Origin of the sequence: Streptomyces tateyamensis, assembly GCF_003205575.1 — a bacterium.
Classification (GTDB): domain Bacteria; phylum Actinomycetota; class Actinomycetes; order Streptomycetales; family Streptomycetaceae; genus Kitasatospora; species Kitasatospora tateyamensis.
In genome coordinates this window covers 15,703-34,682 of sequence record NZ_PYBW01000069.1, presented here as the reverse complement: position 1 = coordinate 34,682, position 18,980 = coordinate 15,703, and the positions used below count along the sequence as shown (strand labels likewise).

The following is an 18,980-nucleotide window of genomic DNA, read 5'->3' as shown; positions in this document are numbered from 1 at the left end:
AGGAGATATGTCCACCGAGTTCGAACAGTATTGTGTGCCGCATGACGGAGATGCCGGCGGCAGAGCACCTGTGCACTCGGATCCGGCGCGCGGAAAAGGCGCTGATGGCCCATCACGAGGCGGTGTTGCGGGGATTCGGGCTCACCATGACGCAGTACACGGTCCTGCTGAGGCTCTCCCGGGAGGACGGGCTGTCCGGGGCCGAGCTGGCGCGGGGGTGCGGAGTGAGCCAGCAGAGCATGGCCACGGTGCTGAGCACCCTGCACGGCAAGGGCCTGATCACCCGCACGGTGTCGCCCGCGCACGCCAAGGTGCTGGTGACCGAGCTGACCGAGGCCGGGCAGGTGCTGGTCAAACGGGCCCACCAGGAGGTCGCGGAGCTGGAGACGGGGCTCAGCCGGGCGTTCCGCCCGGCCGAGTACGCGGTGCTGTGCGAGCTGCTGGAGCGGGCGACCTCGACCCTGGTCAGGCAGACCCGGCACCCGGCGGCGCGCTGACTGCGCCCGGGCGAGGCTCCCGAGCGGGAGCCGGGTCGCCTGGGTCGGCCGCGGGGCGGAAGGCGACCGGGGCGGCGAAGGCGGCCCGCCGCACGGCCCGGCGCAGCGCGCGCAGCACCGGTCCGCCCGCCAGCACGCAGAGCACGGCGGTCAGCGCCGCCCGGGGCAGGTCCCAGCCGAGCGAGGTGGTCAGGCAGTAGAGCGCGAACCGGGGCAGGTTGGCGCTCACCGGGTCGCCCGGCACGAAGCTGACCGAGCTGCCCAGGCCGGCCAGGTAGGGCCAGCCCTGCAGGTTCATCACGGTGCCGTAGCCGATCGCGGCCAGCGCCCCGTAGCCGGCCAGCAGCAGCCGCTCGGCCCGGCCGCCGACCGGGCCCGGGACCAGGCCGGCACCCACGCAGACCCAGCCCATCGCCAGCATCTGGAACGGCAGCCAGGGGCCGACCCCGCCGGTGAGCAGCGCGGAGGCCGGCAGGGTGATGGCGCCCAGCACGAAGCCGTTGGCCGGGCCGAGCACCCGCCCGGCCAGCACCATCAGGAAGAACATCGGCTCCAGGCCCGCCGTGCCGGCCCCCAGCGGGCGCAGCGCGGCGCCGGCCGCGGCCAGCACGCCGAGCACCGCGACCGCCTTCGGGTCCAGGCCGGCCTCGGAGATCTGCGCCACCAGCACCGCCAGCAGCAGTGGCAGCAACAGGGCGAACAGCCAAGGGGCGTCGGCGGCGTGGCCGACCACCGCCGAGTGCGGGCCGGCCAGCAGCGGCCAGCCGAAGGCCGCCAGGCCCACCAGTGAGACCAGCAGCAGGGCGAGCGCGGCACGCGGGCCCAGGCGGGTCATCGGGCCAGCCCCTCGGCAACCTGACGTACCGTCAGCCAGGGCTGTGGGGCGAGGACTTTGGCCACCTGCGGGGCGTAGACCGGGGAGGCGGTGACCACTTCGGCGCACGGGCCGTCGGCGACCAGTTCGCCGTCGGCCATGACCAGGGCGCGGTGAGTCAGTTCGGCGGCGAGTTCGACGTCGTGGGTGGCCAGCAGGATCGCGGTGCCGGCGGCGGCCAGTTCGGTCAGGATCGCCACCAGGCGGGCCTTGGCGGCGTAGTCCAGGCCGCGGGTCGGCTCGTCGAGCAGCAGCAGCGCGGGACCGCCGGTGAGCACCACCGCCAGCGCGAGCGTCAGCCGTCCGCCCTCGGACAGGTCGCGCGGGTGGGCCTGGTCGGCCAGGCCGGGGGCCAGCCGCGCCAGCAGTGCGCGGCAACTGCCGGGCCGGGCACCGGCGTCCTGGTCGGCGGCGGCACACTCGGCGGCGACGGTCTCGGCGGCGAGCAGGTCGCGCGGGTCCTGCGGGACCAGGGCGACCTGGCGGACCAGGTCGCGCGGGCGGGCGCGGTGCGGGGTGAGACCGGCCACCACGGCGGTGCCGGCGGTGGGTGCGTGCAGGCCGGCCAGGGTGCCGAGCAGGGTGGACTTGCCGGCGCCGTTGCGGCCCATCAGCGCGGTGATCTCGCCCGCGTGCAGGGTCAGGGTCAGGGCGCGCACCGCGGGGATCGGGCCGCGGCGCACCGTCAGCCGGGTGGCCCGGGCCACCGGGACGGCCGGGGTGGCGGGCGCGACCGGCGGGACGGCGGCGCCGGCGAGCCGCTCGCGCAGCGGGGCGGCCCGGCGGCGGGCGTCGCGCACTGAGAGCGGCAGCGGCGACCAGCCGGCCAGCTCGCCCAGGGCCACCACCGGCGGCCGCACCGGGGACTGGGCCAGCACCTCGGCGGGATCGCCCAGTTGGGCCGGGCGGCCGTCGCCGGGCAGCAGCAGGATCCGGTCCGCGTACTGCACCACCCGCTCCAGCCGGTGCTCGGCCAGCAGCACCGTGGTGCCCAGGTCGTGCACCAGGCGCTGCACCACGGCCAGCACCTCCTCGGCCGCACCCGGGTCCAGCGCGGAGGTCGGTTCGTCCAGCACCAGTACCCGGGGGTGCACGGTCAGCACCGAGCCGATCGCCACCCGCTGCCGCTGGCCGCCGGAGAGCGCGGCGAGCGGGCGGTTGCGCAGCTCGGCCAGGCCCAGCAGGTCCAGCGTCTCCTCGACCCGGCGGCGCATCACCGCCGGGGCCAGGCCCAGCGACTCCATGCCGTAGGCGAGTTCCTCCTCCACCGTGTCCGTGACGAACTGGGCGCCCGGGTCCTGGCCGACCGTGCCGACCAGGTCGGCCAGGTCGCGCGGGCGGTGCCGGCGGGTGTCGCGGCCGGCCACCGTGACCCGGCCGTGCAGGGTGCCGCCGGTGAAGTGCGGGACCAGGCCGCTGACCGTGCCCAGCAGGGTCGACTTGCCGGCCCCGGAGGGGCCGACCAGCAGGCAGAGTTCGCCCTCGGGGATGGTCAGGTCCACCCCGGCCAGGGCGGGGGCGGCGGCGTCCGGGTACTGCACCGAGACCTGTTCGAAGGTGATCACGGTCGGGCGGTCTTCCTGAGCGGGGGCGGGGGTGGGGCCGCCACGGCGGGCAGCAGCGCGAGGAGCACGGCCAGGGCCGCGTAGAGCGGGAGCGCGGGCAGCACGAGCGGGACCACGCCGGGGGTGAAGGCGTCCGGGTAGCGGCCGCTGAGCAGCACCACGGCGGCACCGGCCGCGAGCCCGGAGCCGGCCACCAGCCACTCGGGGGCGGCCCACGGGTCCGGGCGGTAGCGGGTGCGCACGGTGCGCCGCCCGCCCAGGGCGAGGGCGCCGGCCACCGCGGCCGCTCCGGCGGCGAGCAGTGGCGCGGCCCACCCGGCGCGGTCGGCGCCGAGCAGGCCGAAGAGGCCTGCGCAGCAGGCCAGCAGGCCGCCCATGGTCAGGGAGCGGGTGGCCAGGGCCAACCGCGGGGAGACGGGGGCGGTGCGGCCGAAGCCGCGGGTCTCCATCGCGGCGGCAAGCGCGAGCGAGCGCTCCAGGGCGCTTTCCAGCACCGGCAGGCCGACGCCCAGCACCGAGCGCAGCCCCCGGTCCGGGCGGCCGCGCAGTCGGCGCGCTGCCCGCAGCCGGCGCACGTCGGCCACCAGGTTGGGCGCGAAGGAGACGGCCACCACCACGGCCACCGCGACCTCGTGCAGCGCGCCGGGCAGCAGCTTGAGCAGCCGGGTGGGGGAGGCGAGGGCGTTGGCGGCGCCCAGGCAGATCAGCAGGGTGGCCAGCCGCAGCGCGTCGTAGAACGTGAAGAGCAGGCCCTCCGGGCTCAGCGGCCCGCCTATTCGCACCCCCTGGAACCAGTGCGGCAGCGGAAGTTGAGGCAGCGTCAGGAGCGTGTGCGAGCCGCCGACCGGGGAGCCGAGCAGCAGGGTGAAGAGCAGGCGCAGCGCGAGCACCGCCAGGCCGAGGCGCAGGAAGGCGCCGTAGGAGCGGGACCAGGGCGCGCTGCTACGGCGGGCGGCCACCACGAAGCCGGCCGTGGTGGCGATCAGGGCCAGCAGGAACGGGTTGGTGGTGCGGGAGGCGGCGGTGGCCAGGCCCAGCGCCCACAGCCACCAGGCGGCCGGGTGCAGGGTGCGCGGGGTCATCCGGGCCGCCGCCTGGCGAGGTGGCCGGCCGCGGCGGCCAGGGCGGTGAGCAGGGTCAGGGTGGCGGCCAGCGGGACGGTGGGGGTGGTCCGCCGGGCGGCGGGCGCGGCCGGGGTCGCGGCCAGGGCCTCGCCGCAGCCCGCGGCCGGATAGCCGGCGATCGCGCAGAGCAGGCCGTTGGCGTCGTAGCGCAGCGGCGGCGCGACGGCGGCCAGCGCCTCGGCCGAGGTGGCCCCCGGGCGCAGCTGGGCGCAGGCGGTACGGGCCGCAGGCGGCTGGATAGTTGACAGTGCGTCAGCAGTGGTGCCGAAGTCCAGCAGCACCGCGACCCGCTTGTAGCCGTCCCGGGGTGCGGTGCCGGCGCAGATTGCCGCGAACTCCGCGGAGGCGCCGGGCCGCGCGGCCTGCTGCCCGCCGTCCGGGCTGAGTGCGAACCGCCACCCGTCCACCGCCCCGTCCCCGGGCACGAACACCGCCGGCCCCTGCTGCTGGTAGGCCCAGCCGGAACCGGTCCACCGCCAGAACGACCAGTACCGGTACGCCGCCGCGCTCGCGGGCGCAGCGGCGACCAGCACGAGCGCGCCGGCCAGCAGGATGCCCAGGACCGGTCCGGCCGGGCGCAGGGTCACTTGGCGCGCTTGCGGTTCAGGCTGATCAGCAGCCCGCCGCCGGCACCGATCAGCAGACCGACACCGATGGTCCAGAGTGAGGAGGAGGAACCGGACTTCTTGGCGGCGCCCGTGGCCGCCGGGGCGCTCGCCTTGGGCGCCGGGCCGGCCTCGGTGAGCTGCTTGACCAGGTCGGTGCCGCCGAAGGAGTGCGGGTCGGCGCCGGTGGCCTGGGCGGTCAGCAGCAGGACCGCGGTGGCCGCGGCGTCCGGGCCGTTCGTCCCCTTGGCCCAGGACCCGGCGTTCGCCGCCAGCCAGTCGGCCGCCGCCTTGGCCTGCAACGGGTGTCCGGCCCGCACCAGGCTCAGCGCCGCCCACGAGGTGGCCGCGTAGTCCGGCGTCGGGGTGGCCCCCGGCATCGCCAGCATCAGGTGCTGGCCGTTGGCCGCGAGCGTGGCGGCCAGGTAGCCGGCGGCGTTCTCGGCCGGGGCGGCCGAGGCCTCGCAGCCCTTCGGAGCGGTGCCGTCCGCACTGCCGACCGGCACCGGCAGCCCGCCGCCGGCCAGCGCCAGCGCGGCCTGCGCGGTGGCCAGCGGGTTCGCGGTGAGCGGGGAGCCGGCGGTGGCCTGGTAGGCGAGCGCGCCACGCTGGTCGGCGGCGGTGTCGCAGCCCAACTGCAGGGCGGCCAGCGCCTGCAGGCCGGTGTGACCGGACTTGGCCACCGTGCCGGGGTCGGTCTTAGCGGCGCGCAGCGCGCTGACCGCCAGGCCGGTGGAGTCGGCGTCGCCGGGATTGCCCGGGTTGTACGCCCAGCTGCCGTCGGCGTTCTGGTTGGCCTTGAGCCAGGCCACGCCCTCGTCCACCTGCTGCTGGTGTCCGCCGAGCGCGACCAGCGCCTGCACGGCCACGGCGGTCGCGTTGCTGTCCTCGGTGGCCGGGGTGCAGGCGGCGGTCCGGTCGGCGCGGAACGAGGGCCAGCCGCCGTCCGCGCACTGCTGCCCGGTCAGCCAGTCCACCGCCGCGTCGGCCGGCGTCACCTTGGCCGCGCTCAGCGCGGTCAGCGCGAGCGACTGCCGCCAGACGCCGTCGTAGGCCGGGTCGCCCTTGCCGTAGAGCGCGGCCGGCGCGGTCACCGGGGCGGCCGAGGGGGAGGCGGTGGCGTCGGCCGACGCGGGGCCGGCGGCCAGGCCGGTCAGCAGGGTGGCGGTCAGCAGGGCGGCGCCGGTGCGGACGGGGGTGAGCATCGGGGTGACGGACCTTTCGGTGGACAGCGGGCGGCCGCACGGGCCCCGCTGCCGGTCCGGCCGGGCCGGGCACGGCCGGACTACGACTCTAACCGCACCGGGCCCGGCGCCCCGACCGGCCACCGGGCCCTGCGAGGCCTGCCGGCGCTGGTCGAACGGGTGCACCAGGCGTGGCGTGAATCACCTTCCCCCGGTCGGTCCGCAAAGCTACGGGCCGGTATCTTCGAGGTCTCTCAGTGTTCACACGCTCGGCCCGGCGGGCGTGGGCAGAAGGGGCCGACCATGACAGGGCAGCCACCCGCCACCGCCGAGCGGCCACTGCGGATCGCGCTGCTGTCCTACCGCGGCGACCCGTTCTGCGGCGGCCAGGGCGTCTACGTGCGCCACCTCTCGCGGGAGCTGGCCCGGCTCGGGCACCAGGTCGACGTGATCAGTGCCCAGCCCTACCCGGTGCTGGACGAAGTGGCGGGGCCCGGCTCGGTGCGCCTGGTGGAGCTGCCCAGCCTGGACCTGTACCGGCCTGAGGACCCGTTCCGCACCCCGGCGCTCGCCGAGTACCGCTCGCTGGTGGACCTGCTGGAGGTCGCCACCATGTGGACCGGCGGCTTCCCCGAGCCGCTGACCTTCTCGCTGCGGGCCCGCCAGTACCTGGCCCGCCACCGCGGCCGCTACGACGTGGTGCACGACAACCAGACCCTGGGCTACGGCCTGCTCGGCCTGGAGCGGCACGGCTTCCCGCTGGTCACCACGGTGCACCACCCGGTCACCGAGGACCTGCGGCTGGAGCTGGCCGCGGCCCGCACCCCGCTGCGCCGGCTCTCGCTGCGCCGCTGGTACTCCTTCACCCGGATGCAGCGCCGGGTGGCCGCCCGCCTCGAGCACATCATCACCGTCTCGGGCAGCTCCAGGGACGGCATCGTGGCGCAGCTGGGCGCGGCCCCCGGGAACGTCGCGGTGGTCCCGATCGGCGCCGACACCCGGCTCTGGGCGCCCGACGCGCGGGTGCCGGTGGTGCCCGGACGGATCGTCACCACCTCCAGCGCGGACGTCCCGCTGAAGGGCCTGGTCCACCTGGTGGAGGCGCTGGCCAAGATCCGCACCGAGCGCGAGGCCCACCTGGTGGTGGTCTGCAAGAAGCAGGGCGAGGGCCCGGTGGCCGACGCGGTGAAGCGGTTCGGGCTGGAGCCGTACATCGAGTTCCGCACCGGTCTGACGGACCAGCAGATGGTGGACCTGTTCCGGTCCGCCGAGGTGGCCTGCGTGCCCTCGCTCTACGAGGGCTTCTCGCTGCCGGCCGCCGAGGCGATGGCGAGCGGCACCGCGCTGGTGGCCAGCACCGGCGGGGCGATCCCCGAGGTGGCCGGGCCGGACGGCGAGAGCTGCCTGGCGGTGCCGCCCGGTGACGCCGGGGCGCTGGCCCAGGCGATCGGCCGGCTGCTGGACGACCCCGAGCTGCGCTCCCGGCTCGCCGCGGCCGGCCGGGAGCGGGTGCTGGCGCGGTTCAGCTGGGAGCGGGCCGCCGCGCAGACCGTCGAGCGGTACCGGGCGGCCATCGCCACCGGCGCCGGGCAGCGGGCCCGCAGCGGCCCCGGCTGGCGCTACCTCTGAGCTTGTTCCCCACTCTCCGTCAGAAACCTCGTATGGGAGCCCCGCAGTGCTGACCGTCGACTTCTCCCGCTTCCCGCTCGCCCCCGGCGATCGGGTGCTCGACCTGGGCTGCGGCGGGGGCCGGCACGCGTTCGAGTGCTACCGCCGCGGCGCCGACGTGGTCGCGCTGGACCAGAACGGCGAGGAGATCGCCGAGGTCAAGAAGTGGTTCGACGCCATGGCCGAGGCCGGCGAGGCGCCCGAGGGCGCCTCGGCGGTGGCGATGGAGGGCGACGCGCTCAACCTGCCGTTCGAGGACGACTCCTTCGACAAGATCATCATCTCCGAGGTGATGGAGCACATCCCCGACGACAAGGGCGTGCTCGCCGAGATGTTCCGGGTGCTCAAGCCGGGCGGGCTGCTGGCCGTCACGGTGCCGCGCTGGCTCCCGGAGAAGATCTGCTGGGCGCTGAGCGACGAGTACCACGAGGTGGAGGGCGGCCACATCCGGATCTACCGGGGCGACGAGCTGCTGGACAAGCTGCGCGGCGCCGGGCTGAAGCCGTACGGCACCCACCACGCGCACGCGCTGCACTCGCCGTACTGGTGGATCAAGTGCGCGGTGGGCGTCAACAACGACAAGTCGCCGGCGGTGAAGGCGTACCACCAGCTGCTGGTCTGGGACATCGTCGGCACCCCGGTGATCAGCAAGCTCACCAAGGCCGCCGAGGCGGCGCTCAACCCGGTGATCGGCAAGAGCTTCGTGGCCTACGCCAGCAAGCCGCAGCGGGCCCGCGCGTGACCATCCCCGACGGGGTGGCCGCGCCCCAGAGCCTGCTGCTGCCGGGCCTGCTGGACGCCGAGCAGGTCAGGGCCACGGTGCGCAGCATCCTGGCCGAGCAGCGCCCCGACGGTGCGATCCCGTGGTTCACCGGCGGCCACCTGGACCCGTGGGACCACACCGAGGCCGCGATGGCGCTGGACGCGGCCGGCGAGCACCGGGCCGCCGAGCGCGCCTACCGCTGGCTGGCCGAGCGGCAGAACCCGGACGGCTCCTGGTACGCGGGCTACTTCGGCGACGGCGCCGACCCGGTCGACGAGGTGAGCAACCGCTCGATCGAGACCAACTTCTGCGCCTACCTGGCCGTCGGCCTCTGGCACCACCAACTGGCCACCGGGGACGAGCAGTTCCTGCGCCAGCTGTGGCCCACCGTGCGGCGGGCGCTGGACTTCACGGTCGGCCTGCAGCTGCCCGGCGGCCCGATCGCCTGGCGGCTGGACGAGGACGGCACCCCGGTGCAGGAGGCGCTGCTGACCGGCTCGGCCAGCATCCTGCACGCGCTGCGGTGCGGGCTGGCCATCGCCGACCACCTCGACGAGCCGCAGCCCGACTGGGAGTTGGCCACCGGACGGCTGCGCCACGCGGTGGCCCGCCACCCCGAGCGGTTCCTCGACAAGGACCGCTACTCGATGGACTGGTACTACCCGGTGCTGGGCAGCGCGCTGCGCGGCCCCGAGGCGCTGGCCCGGATCGAGGCCGACTGGTCCCGCTTCGTGGTGCCGGGCCTGGGCGTGCGGTGCGTCAGCGACCGGCCCTGGGTGACCGGCGGCGAGAGCGCCGAACTGGCCCTGGCCCTGTGGGCGGTGGGGGAGTCGGAGCGGGCGCTGACGATCGTGCGCTGGATCCACCGGCAGCTGCGCCACCAGGACGGCTCCTACTGGACCGGCTACGTCTTCGAGGACCAGGCGATCTGGCCCGAGGAGCGCACCACCTGGACCGCCGGCGCGCTGCTGCTCGCGGTCGCGGCGCTGGGCGGCGACCCGGCCACCGTGGCGGTCTTCGGCGCCGCGGAGCTGCCGGGCGGACTGTCCGGCGACTGCTGCTGAGTGCGCGTCAGCACTGACGCAAGGGCCCGAGGGGAGCAACTCCCCTCGGGCCCTTGCGATGTGAGTGGGCGTCAGCCGCGCTGGATGCCGGAGACGTCGTGCAGCACGCCCTGGCTGCCGTCCTGCAGCTGGGCGACCAGCGCGGTGCCGCGCTGCTCGACCGCCAGGTACCAGGTGCCGGGCAGCAGGTCGCCCGCCGGCGGCCCGGCCGGGCCGTCCTTGGGCGCCAGGCGGCGCGGCTCGGGCACCGCGAACCAGAACGGCGCGAAGGCCGGGGTCGGCGCCGGGCCGTTGGCCACGGGCGGCAGCACCGCGGTCTGCTCGGCGGCCGAGACCGGCGGCACCCCGCCCTGCGCCTCGGCGGCGGGGGCCGGGGCGGCGAAGGCGTCCTGCGGCTGGGACTGGGACTGGGCGAACGGCGACTCCTGGGCCGCGGCCGGGGCGAACGGGGAGCCCTGCGCGGGCTGCGCCGCGGCGGCCGGCCGCGGCTGGCCGCCGAAGACCTGCCCCTGGGCCGGCTGCGGCTGGCCGCCGAAGGTCTGACCCGGACCGGGCTGGCCCAGCGGGCCCTGGCCCATCGCCGGGCCGGGGAAGCCGTAGCCGCCCGGCTGCGGCTGACCGGGCTGCTGCGGCTGGCCGCCGAAGCTCTGGCCCGGCACCTGCTGCTGGCCCGGGTAGCCGTAGCCGCCCGCCTGCGGGAAGGCCTGGCCCGCCGGGTAGCCGCCCTGCTGCGGGTAGCCGAGCGGGGCGGCCGGGGCCTCGGGCAGCAGCGGGGCCTGCAGGGCCGGCACCAGCGGCGCCGCCACGGCCGCGCCGGCCAGCGCCAGCACCGCGAGCAGGCCCAGGTAGGCGCCCCACGAGTGGTTGGAGCCGGCGCCCAGCGCCCACAGCGCGGTCCACAGCGCCACCACGGCGAACGAGGTGCCCCACTGGTCCAGCCGCAGGCCCAGGATCTGCCGGGTCTTCGCCGCCTCGCCCTGCAGGCGCTGCAGCAGAATGAGCACCGCGGCGAAGATCCCCAGCAGGTACTCCGACGGCAGGACCGGGAACAGGTCGCTGTTCCAGGCGCTCGACGAGCACGCGTCCGCGGCGCAGTCGGCCGACACGTACGGCAGGAATGACGAGATGAGCAGGACGAAGGCCGCCACTGCGACGGCGGCATCTCCCCTGCTGAGCGCGCGCAGATTCACTGATCGGTCCCCTCGTTGCTTTGTCGTGTCCGTGTGACGGGCAGTGAGTCTACTGACCGCCGCCCGCCCCGGTCAGTGGGTGGGGTCCTGGTCAGGAACCGGTCAGAAATGCGCGGAAGGCGTCGGCGATGCCTTGGGCGGCCTGCTGGCGCCACTGCGGGTCGGTCATCTTCTGGGCGTCCCCGGCATTGCGCATGTTGCCGCACTCGATGAACACCTTGGGCACCGTGGACAGGTTGAGCCCGCCCAGGTCGTCGCGGGTGTCCAGGCCCTGGTCGGCGACGTAGCTGGCGTACCCCTCGCCGGTGGCCTTCTGGAAGTCGTCCCGGACCAGCAGGCCCAGCCGGTGCGAGGGGTCGGTGATCGGGCGGGTGTCGGCCTTACCGGCCACCACCTTGGCGGGCATGATCACGTGGAAGCCGCTGCCCGAGGCCGGGCCGCCGTCGCCGTGCACCGAGATCGCGGCGTCCGCGTGCGCGGCGTTGCCGATCGCGGCCCGTTCGGTGACGCACGGACCCCACGGGCGGTCGCCGTCCTGGGTGAGCAGCACGGTGGCGCCCAGGCCCTGCAGCAGATCGCGCAGCCGGTGGGAGACGTCCAGGGTGAACTCGGCCTCGGTGTAGCCGGCGTTGGTCTCGGTGCCGGTGGTGTCGCACTCCTTGCGGCCGTTGCCCACGTCCACCTGCTGGTTGATCTCGGTGGCGTGGTCCGCGTTGCCGGGGTTGTGGCCCGGGTCGAGCACCACCGTCCGGCCGGCCAGCGGCTTGCCCGCGCCGGCGGACGGGGCCGCGGACGCGGCCGAGCCGGGGTCCTGGGGGCTCGCGGCGGCGCTGCCCGGGGCCGGGCTGCTGGGCGCCGCGGCCGCCTGGGACGGGACGGTGCCGGGCGGCGGGGCCACCGCGGCGGCCGGGAGGGAGACGGCGGGGCCGCCGCAGGCGGTCAGCGCGAGCAGGCCGAGCGCCGCGCCCAGCAGGGCGGCGCGGCGGGTGGCGCCGGTGGCGCGGGCGGTCGGGCGGGTGGTGCGGTTCACGGTGCGGTCAGATCCTGTCCCAGGTGCGGCTGGCCAGCCCGTAGCTGCCGGCCAGAGCGTTCCACTTCGCCACGAAGTCCTTCTTCGCCTGCGTGGCCTGCGGGTTGAGGTCGTCGGCCTTCTGCTTGTCGGGGGTCGACGGGGCGGACTTGTTGCCGCCGCAGCCCTGTGCGCTCACGGTACGGGCCCAGGCCGCGTAGGAGCGGTCGATGTCGCCCGAGGTCTGCCAGGCGGTCTTCAGGGTGGCCGCCGCGTCCGGCCCGCCCGGCAGGTCGGACAGGTCGAGCTTGGCCAGGTCGGCGAGCAGCTGGTCGCGCTGGGTGGCGCCCGAGTCGAAGGTCTGGGCCGCCGCGTCGATGTCGGACTTGGCCGGGCAGCTGTCCACCTTGGCCACCGCGCTGCCGATCGGCGCCTTGGCGCCCTCGCCGCGGGTCAGCAGGTCGTCCAGCGCCTTGGCCTGGTTCTGCGCGTTCGGACCGGCGGAGGGCCCGGTGCTGCTGCTCGGGCTGCCGGGCGCGCTCGGCGAGCTGCCGTCGCTCGGCGCGGCCGTGCCCGGTGCGCCGGTGGCGGGGGACTGGGCCGGCGGGGCGGCCTTGGCCGGGCCGGGGGAGCCGGAGTTCTGCGAGGCCAGCACGGCGCCGCCGCCGACCGCGAGGACCAGGACCAGGCCGGCGCCGATCAGCAGCGGGGTGCGGCGCGGGCGGGCGGGCTCCTCGTCCTGCTCGCCGTGGAACTGGGCGCCGATCGGGAAGCTGGGGGGCTGCTGCTGGGGGTAGGGCAGCGGCTGCTGGTGGGGCTGCTGGTGGGGCTGCTGCGGGGGGTAGCCGTAGCCGGTCGGTGGGCCGGGCACCGGGCCGGGCTGGGCGCCCGGTGGCGGCGGGTAGGCCCCGGGCGGCGGGCCGAACGGCGGCGCGGCGGGCGCGGCGAAGCGGCCGGTGGGCCGGTCTGCGGCGTGGCCGGGGAAGCCGCCCGGCTGCGGCTGCGGCTGCGGGGCGGTCGGCGGGGCCTGGGGGTAGCCGTAGCCGTTCGGGGGTCCGGCGGGCGGTCCGCCGGGGGCGGTGGGCGGCAGGTAGGGGCGGCCGGCCGGGGGCGGGCCCTGGTCGGCGCCGGAGCCGTCGGGCGGGCCGGCGGGCTGGGCGGGCGGGACGGGGCCGCCCGCAGGCTGGGCGGCCTGGGCGGGCGGGGGGAACGGGCCGGGCGTTACCGGGCCGGGTCGCACGGGGCCGGGTACCACCGGACCGGTGGTACCCGGCGCGGTCGGGCGGGGAGCGGCCGGCGGGTACGGCGCGGCACTGTCCGGAGCCACCGGCTCGGCCTGCCGGCGCACCCAGCCGCCCGCGCCGTCGCGCGCGGTGGGGTCCCAGACCGCCGGAGTCATGTCGCCTTGGTCCGTCATCGGTGGCCCGCCTTCAGGTCTGCCAGGTCTGCCCGGTGCTCGTCGGTGGTGCGACTCGGGCAGCCGGCCGGTCGTGCCGTGGCTGCCCGTCGTCACCGTACCGGCCGATCACTGCACCAGGTGCCCCGGCTCCCGAAAAAGTGCGCGAGAAGGCCAGGTCCGATCAGCGGTCTTCACCGGATCGGACCCAGCGGGGCGGGCACCCTCAACGGGCGGTCCGTCGCAGCACCCGCAGCGAGCCGGTCACCGAGACCTCCTCGAACCCCTCGGCCAGCGCCCGCAGGTACACCCGGTAGGGCGCCTGCCCGCCGTCCGCCGGGTCGGGGAACACGTCGTGCACCACCAGCAGGCCGTCCGCGGCCAGGTGCGGCACCCAGCCCTGGTAGTCGCCGGTGGCGTGCTCGTCGGTGTGGCCGCCGTCCACGAAGACCAGCGCGAGCTCGCCGCCCCAGACCGCGGCCACCTGGGGGGAGCGTCCGACCAGCGCGACCACGTAGGGCTCCAGGCCGGCCGCGTGCAGGGTGCGGCGGAACCGGGGCAGGGTGTCCATCAGGCCGACCTCGGGGTCGACCAGACTCGGGTCGTGGTACTCCCAGCCGGGCTGCTGCTCCTCGGACCCGCGGTGGTGGTCCACGGTGAGCGCCACCGTGCCGGTGCGGCGGGCCGCGTCGGCCAGCAGGATCGCCGAGCGCCCGCAGTAGGTGCCGATCTCCAGCACCGGCAGCCCGGTGCGCCCGGCCGCCTCGACGGCCGCGGCGTACAGCGCCAGGCCCTCGTCCTCGGGCATGAAGCCGTCGGCGGCGCGGAAGGCGGCCAGCACCTCGGGGGCAGGGGTGGTCATGGTGCGGCTCCCGGTCCGGGGCCGGCCGGCCCGGCCCGTGTCGTCCGGGCGACCCTACTCGATGCCCCTTCGTGGGCGGTTACCGACGGGTAGCCGCGCGGGAACGCCGCAGGCCCGGCGCACCAGTGGTGTGCCGGGCCCGACGGGGATGCGGACTCAGTTCGCGGCGCCCAGCCGGTGGCGGCCGTGCGGGTCGGCCTCCGGGCTGTCGTCGGCGGCGACCACGCCGCGGTGGCGGCCGTGCGCGGAGTCCTCCGCAGTGGCCTCGTCGGCGCCGTGTTCGCTGGTGTCGGTGAGGGTCTCGGACATCTCTCGTCTTCTCCGTGCGTGGGTGGGGCCGGGGGTGCCGCACGGCACCGCCACGGCCGCGGGCCGGGCACGGGACGATGGCGCCCGGTCACGGCCACCGGATCGCGGCGTGCCGGAGCGATCAGCCCCGTTGGTCCGTCACCCTACTGGCCGACCCGGACAACAACCCTATCCAGCCGACGGCGTGTCACCTGACCCGCCAGGGGTGCGCCCGGCCCCCGCGGGGACCGGCCGTGGACGGGGTCAGGCGAGGGTGAAGAACGGACAGGTCGTCATAGGTGCACCCTCAGCTCTCTGACGGCGCCTCGGCCGACGTGCCGTCAGGCGGTGGCGCGCAGGAAGCCGGCCAGCAGTTCGTGCAGCACCGCCGAGCCGGGCTCGGCGAGCAGTTCGTGGCCGGCCCCGGCGGGCTCCAGGTAGTGGAAGTCGGTCCCCTCGGTGCGGCCGTGCCGGAGCAGCTCCTGACGGAGCGTGCGGGAGTGGGCGACCGGGACGATCCGGTCCTGGTCGCCGTGGAGCAGCAGCAGCGGCGCGGCGAGCCGCCCGGCCAGCACCGCCAGGTCGCGCGGACCGTACGGGTCGGTGACCGGTACCGCCCCGCCGAGGCGGCCGACCAGCGCCCGCACCGCCGGGGCACCGTCGGCCAGCAGCCGGGCGCCGGAAAGGAAAGGGGCGACGGCCGCGCACCGGCCGAGCAGGCCCGGCGGCGCCAGCGCGGTGGCCAGCAGGGCGAGGAAGGCACCGTAGCTGACCCCGAACAGGGCCGGCGGCGGCAGCCCGAGGGCGCCGCGCCGGTCCGCGATCCGGGCCAGCAGTGCCAGCACGTCGGCCAGGTCAGGCCCGCCCCAGGCGCCGCGGATCGCCAGCGCGTGCCGGGTGCCGTAGCCGACGCTGCCGCGCTGGTTGGGGGCGAGCACCGCCAGGCCCTCGGCCGCGAAGCGCTGCAGCAGCGGGTCGAACTCCAGTCGCCAGGCGTCGGCGGGGCCGCCGTGCAGTGCGAGCACCAGCCGCGGGCTGGTCAGCCAGTCCTCGCCGCCGTAGGCCACGGCCTCGATCGGCCCGGCGGGACCGGCCAGCTGCACGGCCCGGGCGCCGTGCCACGCAGTGCCTGGCGGGGGCGGCGCGCTGCCGTCCAGGCGCCAGGCCAGATCGGTGGCGGACTGGCCCACCGTCAGGGTGGCCAGCCCCGTGGGCCGGTCGGGTGCCGAGTACGGGACGCGCAGGCCCGCCGCCGACCAGTGGCCCACCGCCCCGAACCGCCCGGGCGGGGCGGCCAGCGCGGTCAGCCGGCCGGCGGTGGGCCGCCACAGGGAGAGCGCGCTGCCCGCGCCGTGTTCGCCGAGCAGGACGACCCGGGTGGCGGCGGCCTCGGCGGCGCCCGGCTCCAGGGCGACCGGGCGCAGGAAGCGGCCGCCCTGGTGCAGGCAGTCCGGGAACCGGACCGGCTCGGGCCCGCCCAGCACGCCCCAGCCGAGCCGGTCCTCGCCCGGGGCGTCGCTGCGCAGCAGCAGGAAGCGGGTGTCGGGGTCGAAGAGCACCAGCCGGTCGTTGCTGTCCGGCGCGAGGTCGAACATCCAGGTGGCGCTGCCCAGCCGCAGGTCGAGCACCACGGTGCGGACCTGACCGGCGTGCACCCGCTCCAGGGCGAGCAGGCGGCCGGTGCGGTCCAGCCAGGTGCCGCCGCCGTGCAGGCCGGCCAGCTCGGCGACCTGGGTGGGCGGGCGACCGTCGGCGTGCACCAGCCAGGCGCGGGTGGCGGGGGAGGTGTCGGTGCCCAGGGCCACGGCGACCGGGGCGCCAGGGGCGGGGCGGCCGGGCAGGGCGAGCAGCCGCAGGCCGGGCTGGTGCAGGGTGGCGAGCGGGCGCTCGCCGGACTCGTCGAGCAGCGCGAGGTCGTGCCGCTCGCCCTCGTGGCGCAGCAGCAGCACCCGGCCGTCGGGCAGCGGGACCAGCTGTGAGCGCAGGCCCTCGGCCGGGGCGTCCCCGAGCACCACGGCGGTCGGCTCGCCGGTCAGCCGCCAGCGCTCCACGCCCCAGCCGCCGTCGGGACCCGCCGCCAGGCAGGCGCCGTAGGAGCCGTCCGCGGCGAAGGCGAAACTGACCCGCCGGACGACGGCGGTGCGCAGGGCGGTGTTCACGGGACCTCCGGTGGTAGCAGCGGGTCGAGCCAGAGGCGGGGGCCGCCGTGCTGCAGGCGGTGCAGGAAGGCGAGCCCGCCGGCCGTACCGGTGCCGTAGCCCGCCGCGCAGTCCGTCCCGGTCTCGTCCGGCAGGACCAGCAGCCCCTCGCGCAGCGCGGCGCGGGCGGCGAGCAGGTGGGCCAACTCCTCGGCGCCGCAGCGGAACCGCTCCTCGCCGGTGGCCTCGGCCAGGTCCAGCAGGTACTCCCCGTTGCCCGCCAGCCCGTGGCAGGCGCTGGCCCCGCTGTGCCAGCGGCTGTCCAGCACCGCCGAGCCTGCGGCCACCGCGAGCTCCAGCGCCGCCGGATCGCCGGTGACCTGCCACAGCCGGACCAGGAAGCTGCCCACCCCCGAGGCCCCGCTGCACCAGTGCGCCAGGCGCACCGACTCCGGATCGCCCGCGCTCTGCGGCCACCACGCGGCCGGGCCGCGCCGGCGCACGGTGGCCGCCAGGGTGGCCGCGGCCTGCCGGGCCCCCGCCAGCGCCGCCGCATCGCCGGTGGCCCGGTGAGCGGCGAGCAGGAAGGCACCCACCCCCGCCACCCCGTGCGCGTACCCGAGGTGGGTGATCCCGGCCAGTTGCGAGTCGAAGTCAGCGGGGACCGGCCAGACCGTGCCGTACGGTGCCTGCTCGGCGCCGGCCAGCAGTGCCCGGGCGGCCGCCAGCGCGCCGCGCCGGTCGCCGAGCCGAAGCCGCAGGAAGCCGGCCCCGGTGGCGCCGTGGCAGACGTCCGGGTTCGGCCAGCGCCTCGGCACCGCCTCGGCCAGCCGGCGGGCCCGGGCGGCCAGGCCCGGGTCGCCGAGTGCCTCGGCCGCGTCCAGCAGCGCCCAGACCGTCCCGGAGCGCCCGAAGTGCAGTCCCGGCAGCACCACCGGCTCGGCGGCGCACCGGCGTTCGATCCACTCGGCGGCCTGACGGGCCGTCAACTCACCTTCGGGGAACTGCGGCAGGCAGCGGGCCAGGACCGCCAGCACGCCCGCCGCACCGTGCTGGACGTTGCACGGGTCGGTGCGCTGCCCGCCGGGCACGGCCGGCCAGAGTCGGTCGGGGCGCTGCGGGGTGGCGGTGGCGACCAGGTGCCGCAGCCCGTCGCGCAGGATCCGCGCCAGTGGTTGCGGCAGCACCCGGCCGGCCGGCCGCGGCGCGTCGGCCGGTGCGCCGAGCGCTGCCCGCACCCGGCTCAGCGGCCAGCGCTCACCCGGCGCGGCGGTCCGCAGGCCGAGCACCAGCGGGGCCAGGCGGGCCGCGCTCTCGCCCTCCCGGGCGGCCAGGGCCAGCCAGCGGCCCAGGCGCTCGGGCAGCGGGCGGGCCTGCGGCAGGTCCTCGGGCAGCAGCGGGTCGTGGCCGGTGGCGAGCAGGAAGAACAGCCCGCCGAGGGCGAACAGGTCGAGGGCCGGATCGGCCGCCAGCAGCCGCCCGGACTGCTCCGGCGCGCGGTACCCGGGGGTCCCCGCCGTGCCGGACACCACCCCTGCCGCGCAGGCGAGTTCGAGGTCGACCAGGCGCAGCGAGCCGTCCGGCAGCACCAGCACGTTGCCCGGCGACAGGTCGCGCAGCACCAGCCCCGCCGCGTGCACCCGGGTCAGCAGCTCGACCAGGGCCAGCGCCATCGGCCGCGCCTGGGCCCACGGCACGTCCGGCGCGCCGCCGCGGTCCACCCGGGCGGCCACCCAACTGCCCAGCTGCTGGCCGGGGATGTGCTCCTGGACCAGCAGCAGCGAATCCCCCTGGGTGAGCAGGTCGAGCGGCCGGGCGGCCAGGCCGAGCTCGGCCAACTCGCCCAGCAGCCTGGCCTCGTGGCGCAGCGCGGTGGGCGCGTCGGTGCCCGAGCGGTCCACCTCGATGTGGGCCCGGGCCTGCTTGACCACCACCGGGGTGCCGTCGGTCGCGTCGGTGCCGAGGTACACCCCGCCCTTGGCCGAGTGGCGCACCGCCGCGGTCAGCGCGTACCGCCCGCCGATCAGCACCGCACCGCCGCCCTTGGCCCGCCGGGTCGACCCCCTCCCCTCGACGGGGTCGACCACCCAGGGCGGGCAGCGGTAGCTCGGGCCGCGCTCGTCCTCGATCCGCTGCCCGGCCGGGCCGTGCAGCATCGAGCGGTACCGCCCGTCGTTGCCCAGCTCGCCGCGCCCGGAGAAGACGCCGTAGCGGTAGTGCACCAGGCTGCCGGGCGCGTACGGGCGGTCGGAGAGCACCAGCGGGCCCGGCAAGCCCTCGGTGGCCAGGTGCAATCCGGTCAGCAGGCGCTGGAACTGGGCCTCGTCGCGCGGGTAGACGGTGATGAACTTGCCCGCCGAACCACGCTCGCTGTTGCGGGAGTTGAGCTGTTGCAGGCGCTCGCGGTCGGCGGCGAACTTGAACGTGCAGGGGTCGGCGGCCAGCACCTCGGCCACCGCGGAGAGCACCCGGACGGCCACCGGGCCGGCGGCGCTGACGTGGATCTTCCATCCCTGCTCGGGTGTGCGGCCGGGCGGGGTGACCGTGCACCAGAAGGCGTCGAAGGCGGCCTCCCAGCGGGCGGCGCCGTCCGCCGTCACCGCCGCCCGGGCGGCCGCCACCAGCGTGTCGTCGGCCGGAGCTCCGGCGTGCCAGGTCGCCTCCTGCAGCGATATGCCCGTGCCCATCCGCTCCCCACCCCTTCGTGTCCCCTCGGCCGTGCGCGTCGCCACGGCCGCCGGCGACTCGCGCGA

The 18,980-nt window shown here is 76.9% G+C and carries 16 protein-coding genes; 4 read left to right on the top strand and 12 right to left on the bottom strand.

What is annotated here, in order from left to right:
* Window positions 1–41: 41 nt before the first annotated feature.
* Window positions 42–497 (top strand): MarR family winged helix-turn-helix transcriptional regulator, encoded by a 456-nt coding sequence (locus C7C46_RS19345; protein ID WP_110671135.1) that lies wholly within the window; start codon window positions 42–44, stop codon window positions 495–497.
* On the opposite strand, the gene C7C46_RS19340 is transcribed toward C7C46_RS19345, so the two are convergent.
* From C7C46_RS19340 to C7C46_RS19320, 5 genes are read right to left on the bottom strand one after another with little or no spacing between them, the layout of a single operon-like run.
* Window positions 466–1,332: an ECF transporter S component gene (locus C7C46_RS19340; RefSeq protein ID WP_110671117.1), complete on the bottom strand. Its 867-nt coding sequence runs from the start codon at window positions 1,330–1,332 to the stop codon at window positions 466–468. The genes C7C46_RS19345 and C7C46_RS19340 overlap by 32 nt on opposite strands.
* A complete protein-coding gene (locus tag C7C46_RS19335; protein ID WP_110671116.1) occupies window positions 1,329–2,936 on the bottom strand; it encodes an ABC transporter ATP-binding protein in 1,608 nt (535 codons plus the stop codon). Before C7C46_RS19335 ends, C7C46_RS19340 begins: the two co-directional genes overlap by 4 nt.
* Window positions 2,933–4,018, bottom strand: a complete 1,086-nt coding sequence (locus C7C46_RS19330) for a CbiQ family ECF transporter T component (protein WP_110671115.1) — start codon at window positions 4,016–4,018, stop codon at window positions 2,933–2,935. The genes C7C46_RS19335 and C7C46_RS19330 overlap by 4 nt, the downstream gene beginning before the upstream one ends.
* Complete coding sequence (locus tag C7C46_RS19325) at window positions 4,015–4,647, bottom strand: SCO2322 family protein (RefSeq protein WP_245984544.1); 633 nt, start codon at window positions 4,645–4,647, stop codon at window positions 4,015–4,017. The genes C7C46_RS19330 and C7C46_RS19325 overlap by 4 nt, the downstream gene beginning before the upstream one ends.
* Window positions 4,644–5,870 carry an SCO2321 family membrane protein gene (locus tag C7C46_RS19320; protein WP_110671114.1) on the bottom strand — a complete coding sequence of 409 codons (1,227 nt, stop codon included), beginning with the start codon at window positions 5,868–5,870 and terminating at the stop codon, window positions 4,644–4,646. The genes C7C46_RS19325 and C7C46_RS19320 overlap by 4 nt, the downstream gene beginning before the upstream one ends.
* A gap of 282 nt (window positions 5,871–6,152) precedes the next feature.
* On the opposite strand from C7C46_RS19320, the gene C7C46_RS19315 reads away from it, so the two are divergent.
* Genes C7C46_RS19315 through C7C46_RS19305 form a run of 3 tightly spaced genes read left to right on the top strand, consistent with a single transcriptional unit; the run spans window position 6,153 to window position 9,344 of the window.
* On the top strand, window positions 6,153–7,478 hold the full coding sequence (locus C7C46_RS19315) for a glycosyltransferase family 4 protein (protein ID WP_110671113.1): 1,326 nt from the start codon (window positions 6,153–6,155) through the stop codon (window positions 7,476–7,478).
* A 46-nt stretch (window positions 7,479–7,524) separates the two neighbouring features.
* Complete coding sequence (locus C7C46_RS19310; RefSeq protein ID WP_110671112.1) at window positions 7,525–8,259, top strand: class I SAM-dependent methyltransferase; 735 nt, start codon at window positions 7,525–7,527, stop codon at window positions 8,257–8,259.
* Window positions 8,256–9,344 (top strand): prenyltransferase/squalene oxidase repeat-containing protein, encoded by a 1,089-nt coding sequence (locus C7C46_RS19305; RefSeq protein ID WP_425470098.1) that lies wholly within the window; start codon window positions 8,256–8,258, stop codon window positions 9,342–9,344. Before C7C46_RS19310 ends, C7C46_RS19305 begins: the two co-directional genes overlap by 4 nt.
* Window positions 9,345–9,415: 71 nt before the next feature.
* On the opposite strand, the gene C7C46_RS19300 is transcribed toward C7C46_RS19305, so the two are convergent.
* The 7 genes from C7C46_RS19300 to lanL form a co-directional block, all read right to left on the bottom strand.
* Window positions 9,416–10,534 carry a hypothetical protein gene (locus C7C46_RS19300; protein WP_146259142.1) on the bottom strand — a complete coding sequence of 373 codons (1,119 nt, stop codon included), beginning with the start codon at window positions 10,532–10,534 and terminating at the stop codon, window positions 9,416–9,418.
* Window positions 10,535–10,625: 91 nt separating this feature from the next.
* Window positions 10,626–11,564 carry an N-acetylmuramoyl-L-alanine amidase gene (locus C7C46_RS19295; RefSeq protein ID WP_245984542.1) on the bottom strand — a complete coding sequence of 313 codons (939 nt, stop codon included), beginning with the start codon at window positions 11,562–11,564 and terminating at the stop codon, window positions 10,626–10,628.
* A 7-nt stretch (window positions 11,565–11,571) separates the two neighbouring features.
* Window positions 11,572–12,960, bottom strand: coding sequence for a hypothetical protein (locus C7C46_RS37365; RefSeq protein WP_146259141.1), 1,389 nt, complete (start codon window positions 12,958–12,960; stop codon window positions 11,572–11,574).
* A 205-nt stretch (window positions 12,961–13,165) separates the two neighbouring features.
* Window positions 13,166–13,801: a class I SAM-dependent methyltransferase gene (locus C7C46_RS19285; protein WP_110671110.1), complete on the bottom strand. Its 636-nt coding sequence runs from the start codon at window positions 13,799–13,801 to the stop codon at window positions 13,166–13,168.
* Window positions 13,802–13,957: 156 nt separating this feature from the next.
* A complete protein-coding gene (locus tag C7C46_RS35130; RefSeq protein ID WP_181442422.1) occupies window positions 13,958–14,110 on the bottom strand; it encodes a hypothetical protein in 153 nt (50 codons plus the stop codon).
* Window positions 14,111–14,430: 320 nt separating this feature from the next.
* Window positions 14,431–16,248, bottom strand: a complete 1,818-nt coding sequence (locus tag C7C46_RS19280) for an alpha/beta fold hydrolase (protein ID WP_110671109.1) — start codon at window positions 16,246–16,248, stop codon at window positions 14,431–14,433.
* Window positions 16,245–18,914, bottom strand: a complete 2,670-nt coding sequence (lanL, locus tag C7C46_RS19275; RefSeq protein WP_110671108.1) for a class IV lanthionine synthetase LanL — start codon at window positions 18,912–18,914, stop codon at window positions 16,245–16,247. Before lanL ends, C7C46_RS19280 begins: the two co-directional genes overlap by 4 nt.
* Window positions 18,915–18,980: the final 66 nt, after the last annotated feature.

Excerpts from the sequence above, each read along its gene's own strand:
- C7C46_RS35130 (WP_181442422.1), bottom strand. The coding sequence starts at position 14,110 with ATGTCCGAGACCCTCACCGACACCAGCGAACACGGCGCCGACGAGGCC.
- C7C46_RS37365 (WP_146259141.1), bottom strand. The coding sequence starts at position 12,960 with ATGACGGACCAAGGCGACATGACTCCGGCGGTCTGGGACCCCACCGCG.
- C7C46_RS19345 (WP_110671135.1), top strand. The coding sequence starts at position 42 with ATGACGGAGATGCCGGCGGCAGAGCACCTGTGCACTCGGATCCGGCGC.
- lanL (WP_110671108.1), bottom strand. The coding sequence starts at position 18,914 with ATGGGCACGGGCATATCGCTGCAGGAGGCGACCTGGCACGCCGGAGCT.
- C7C46_RS19315 (WP_110671113.1), top strand. The coding sequence starts at position 6,153 with ATGACAGGGCAGCCACCCGCCACCGCCGAGCGGCCACTGCGGATCGCG.
- C7C46_RS19320 (WP_110671114.1), bottom strand. The coding sequence starts at position 5,870 with ATGCTCACCCCCGTCCGCACCGGCGCCGCCCTGCTGACCGCCACCCTG.
- C7C46_RS19285 (WP_110671110.1), bottom strand. The coding sequence starts at position 13,801 with ATGACCACCCCTGCCCCCGAGGTGCTGGCCGCCTTCCGCGCCGCCGAC.
- C7C46_RS19330 (WP_110671115.1), bottom strand. The coding sequence starts at position 4,018 with ATGACCCCGCGCACCCTGCACCCGGCCGCCTGGTGGCTGTGGGCGCTG.
- C7C46_RS19340 (WP_110671117.1), bottom strand. The coding sequence starts at position 1,332 with ATGACCCGCCTGGGCCCGCGTGCCGCGCTCGCCCTGCTGCTGGTCTCA.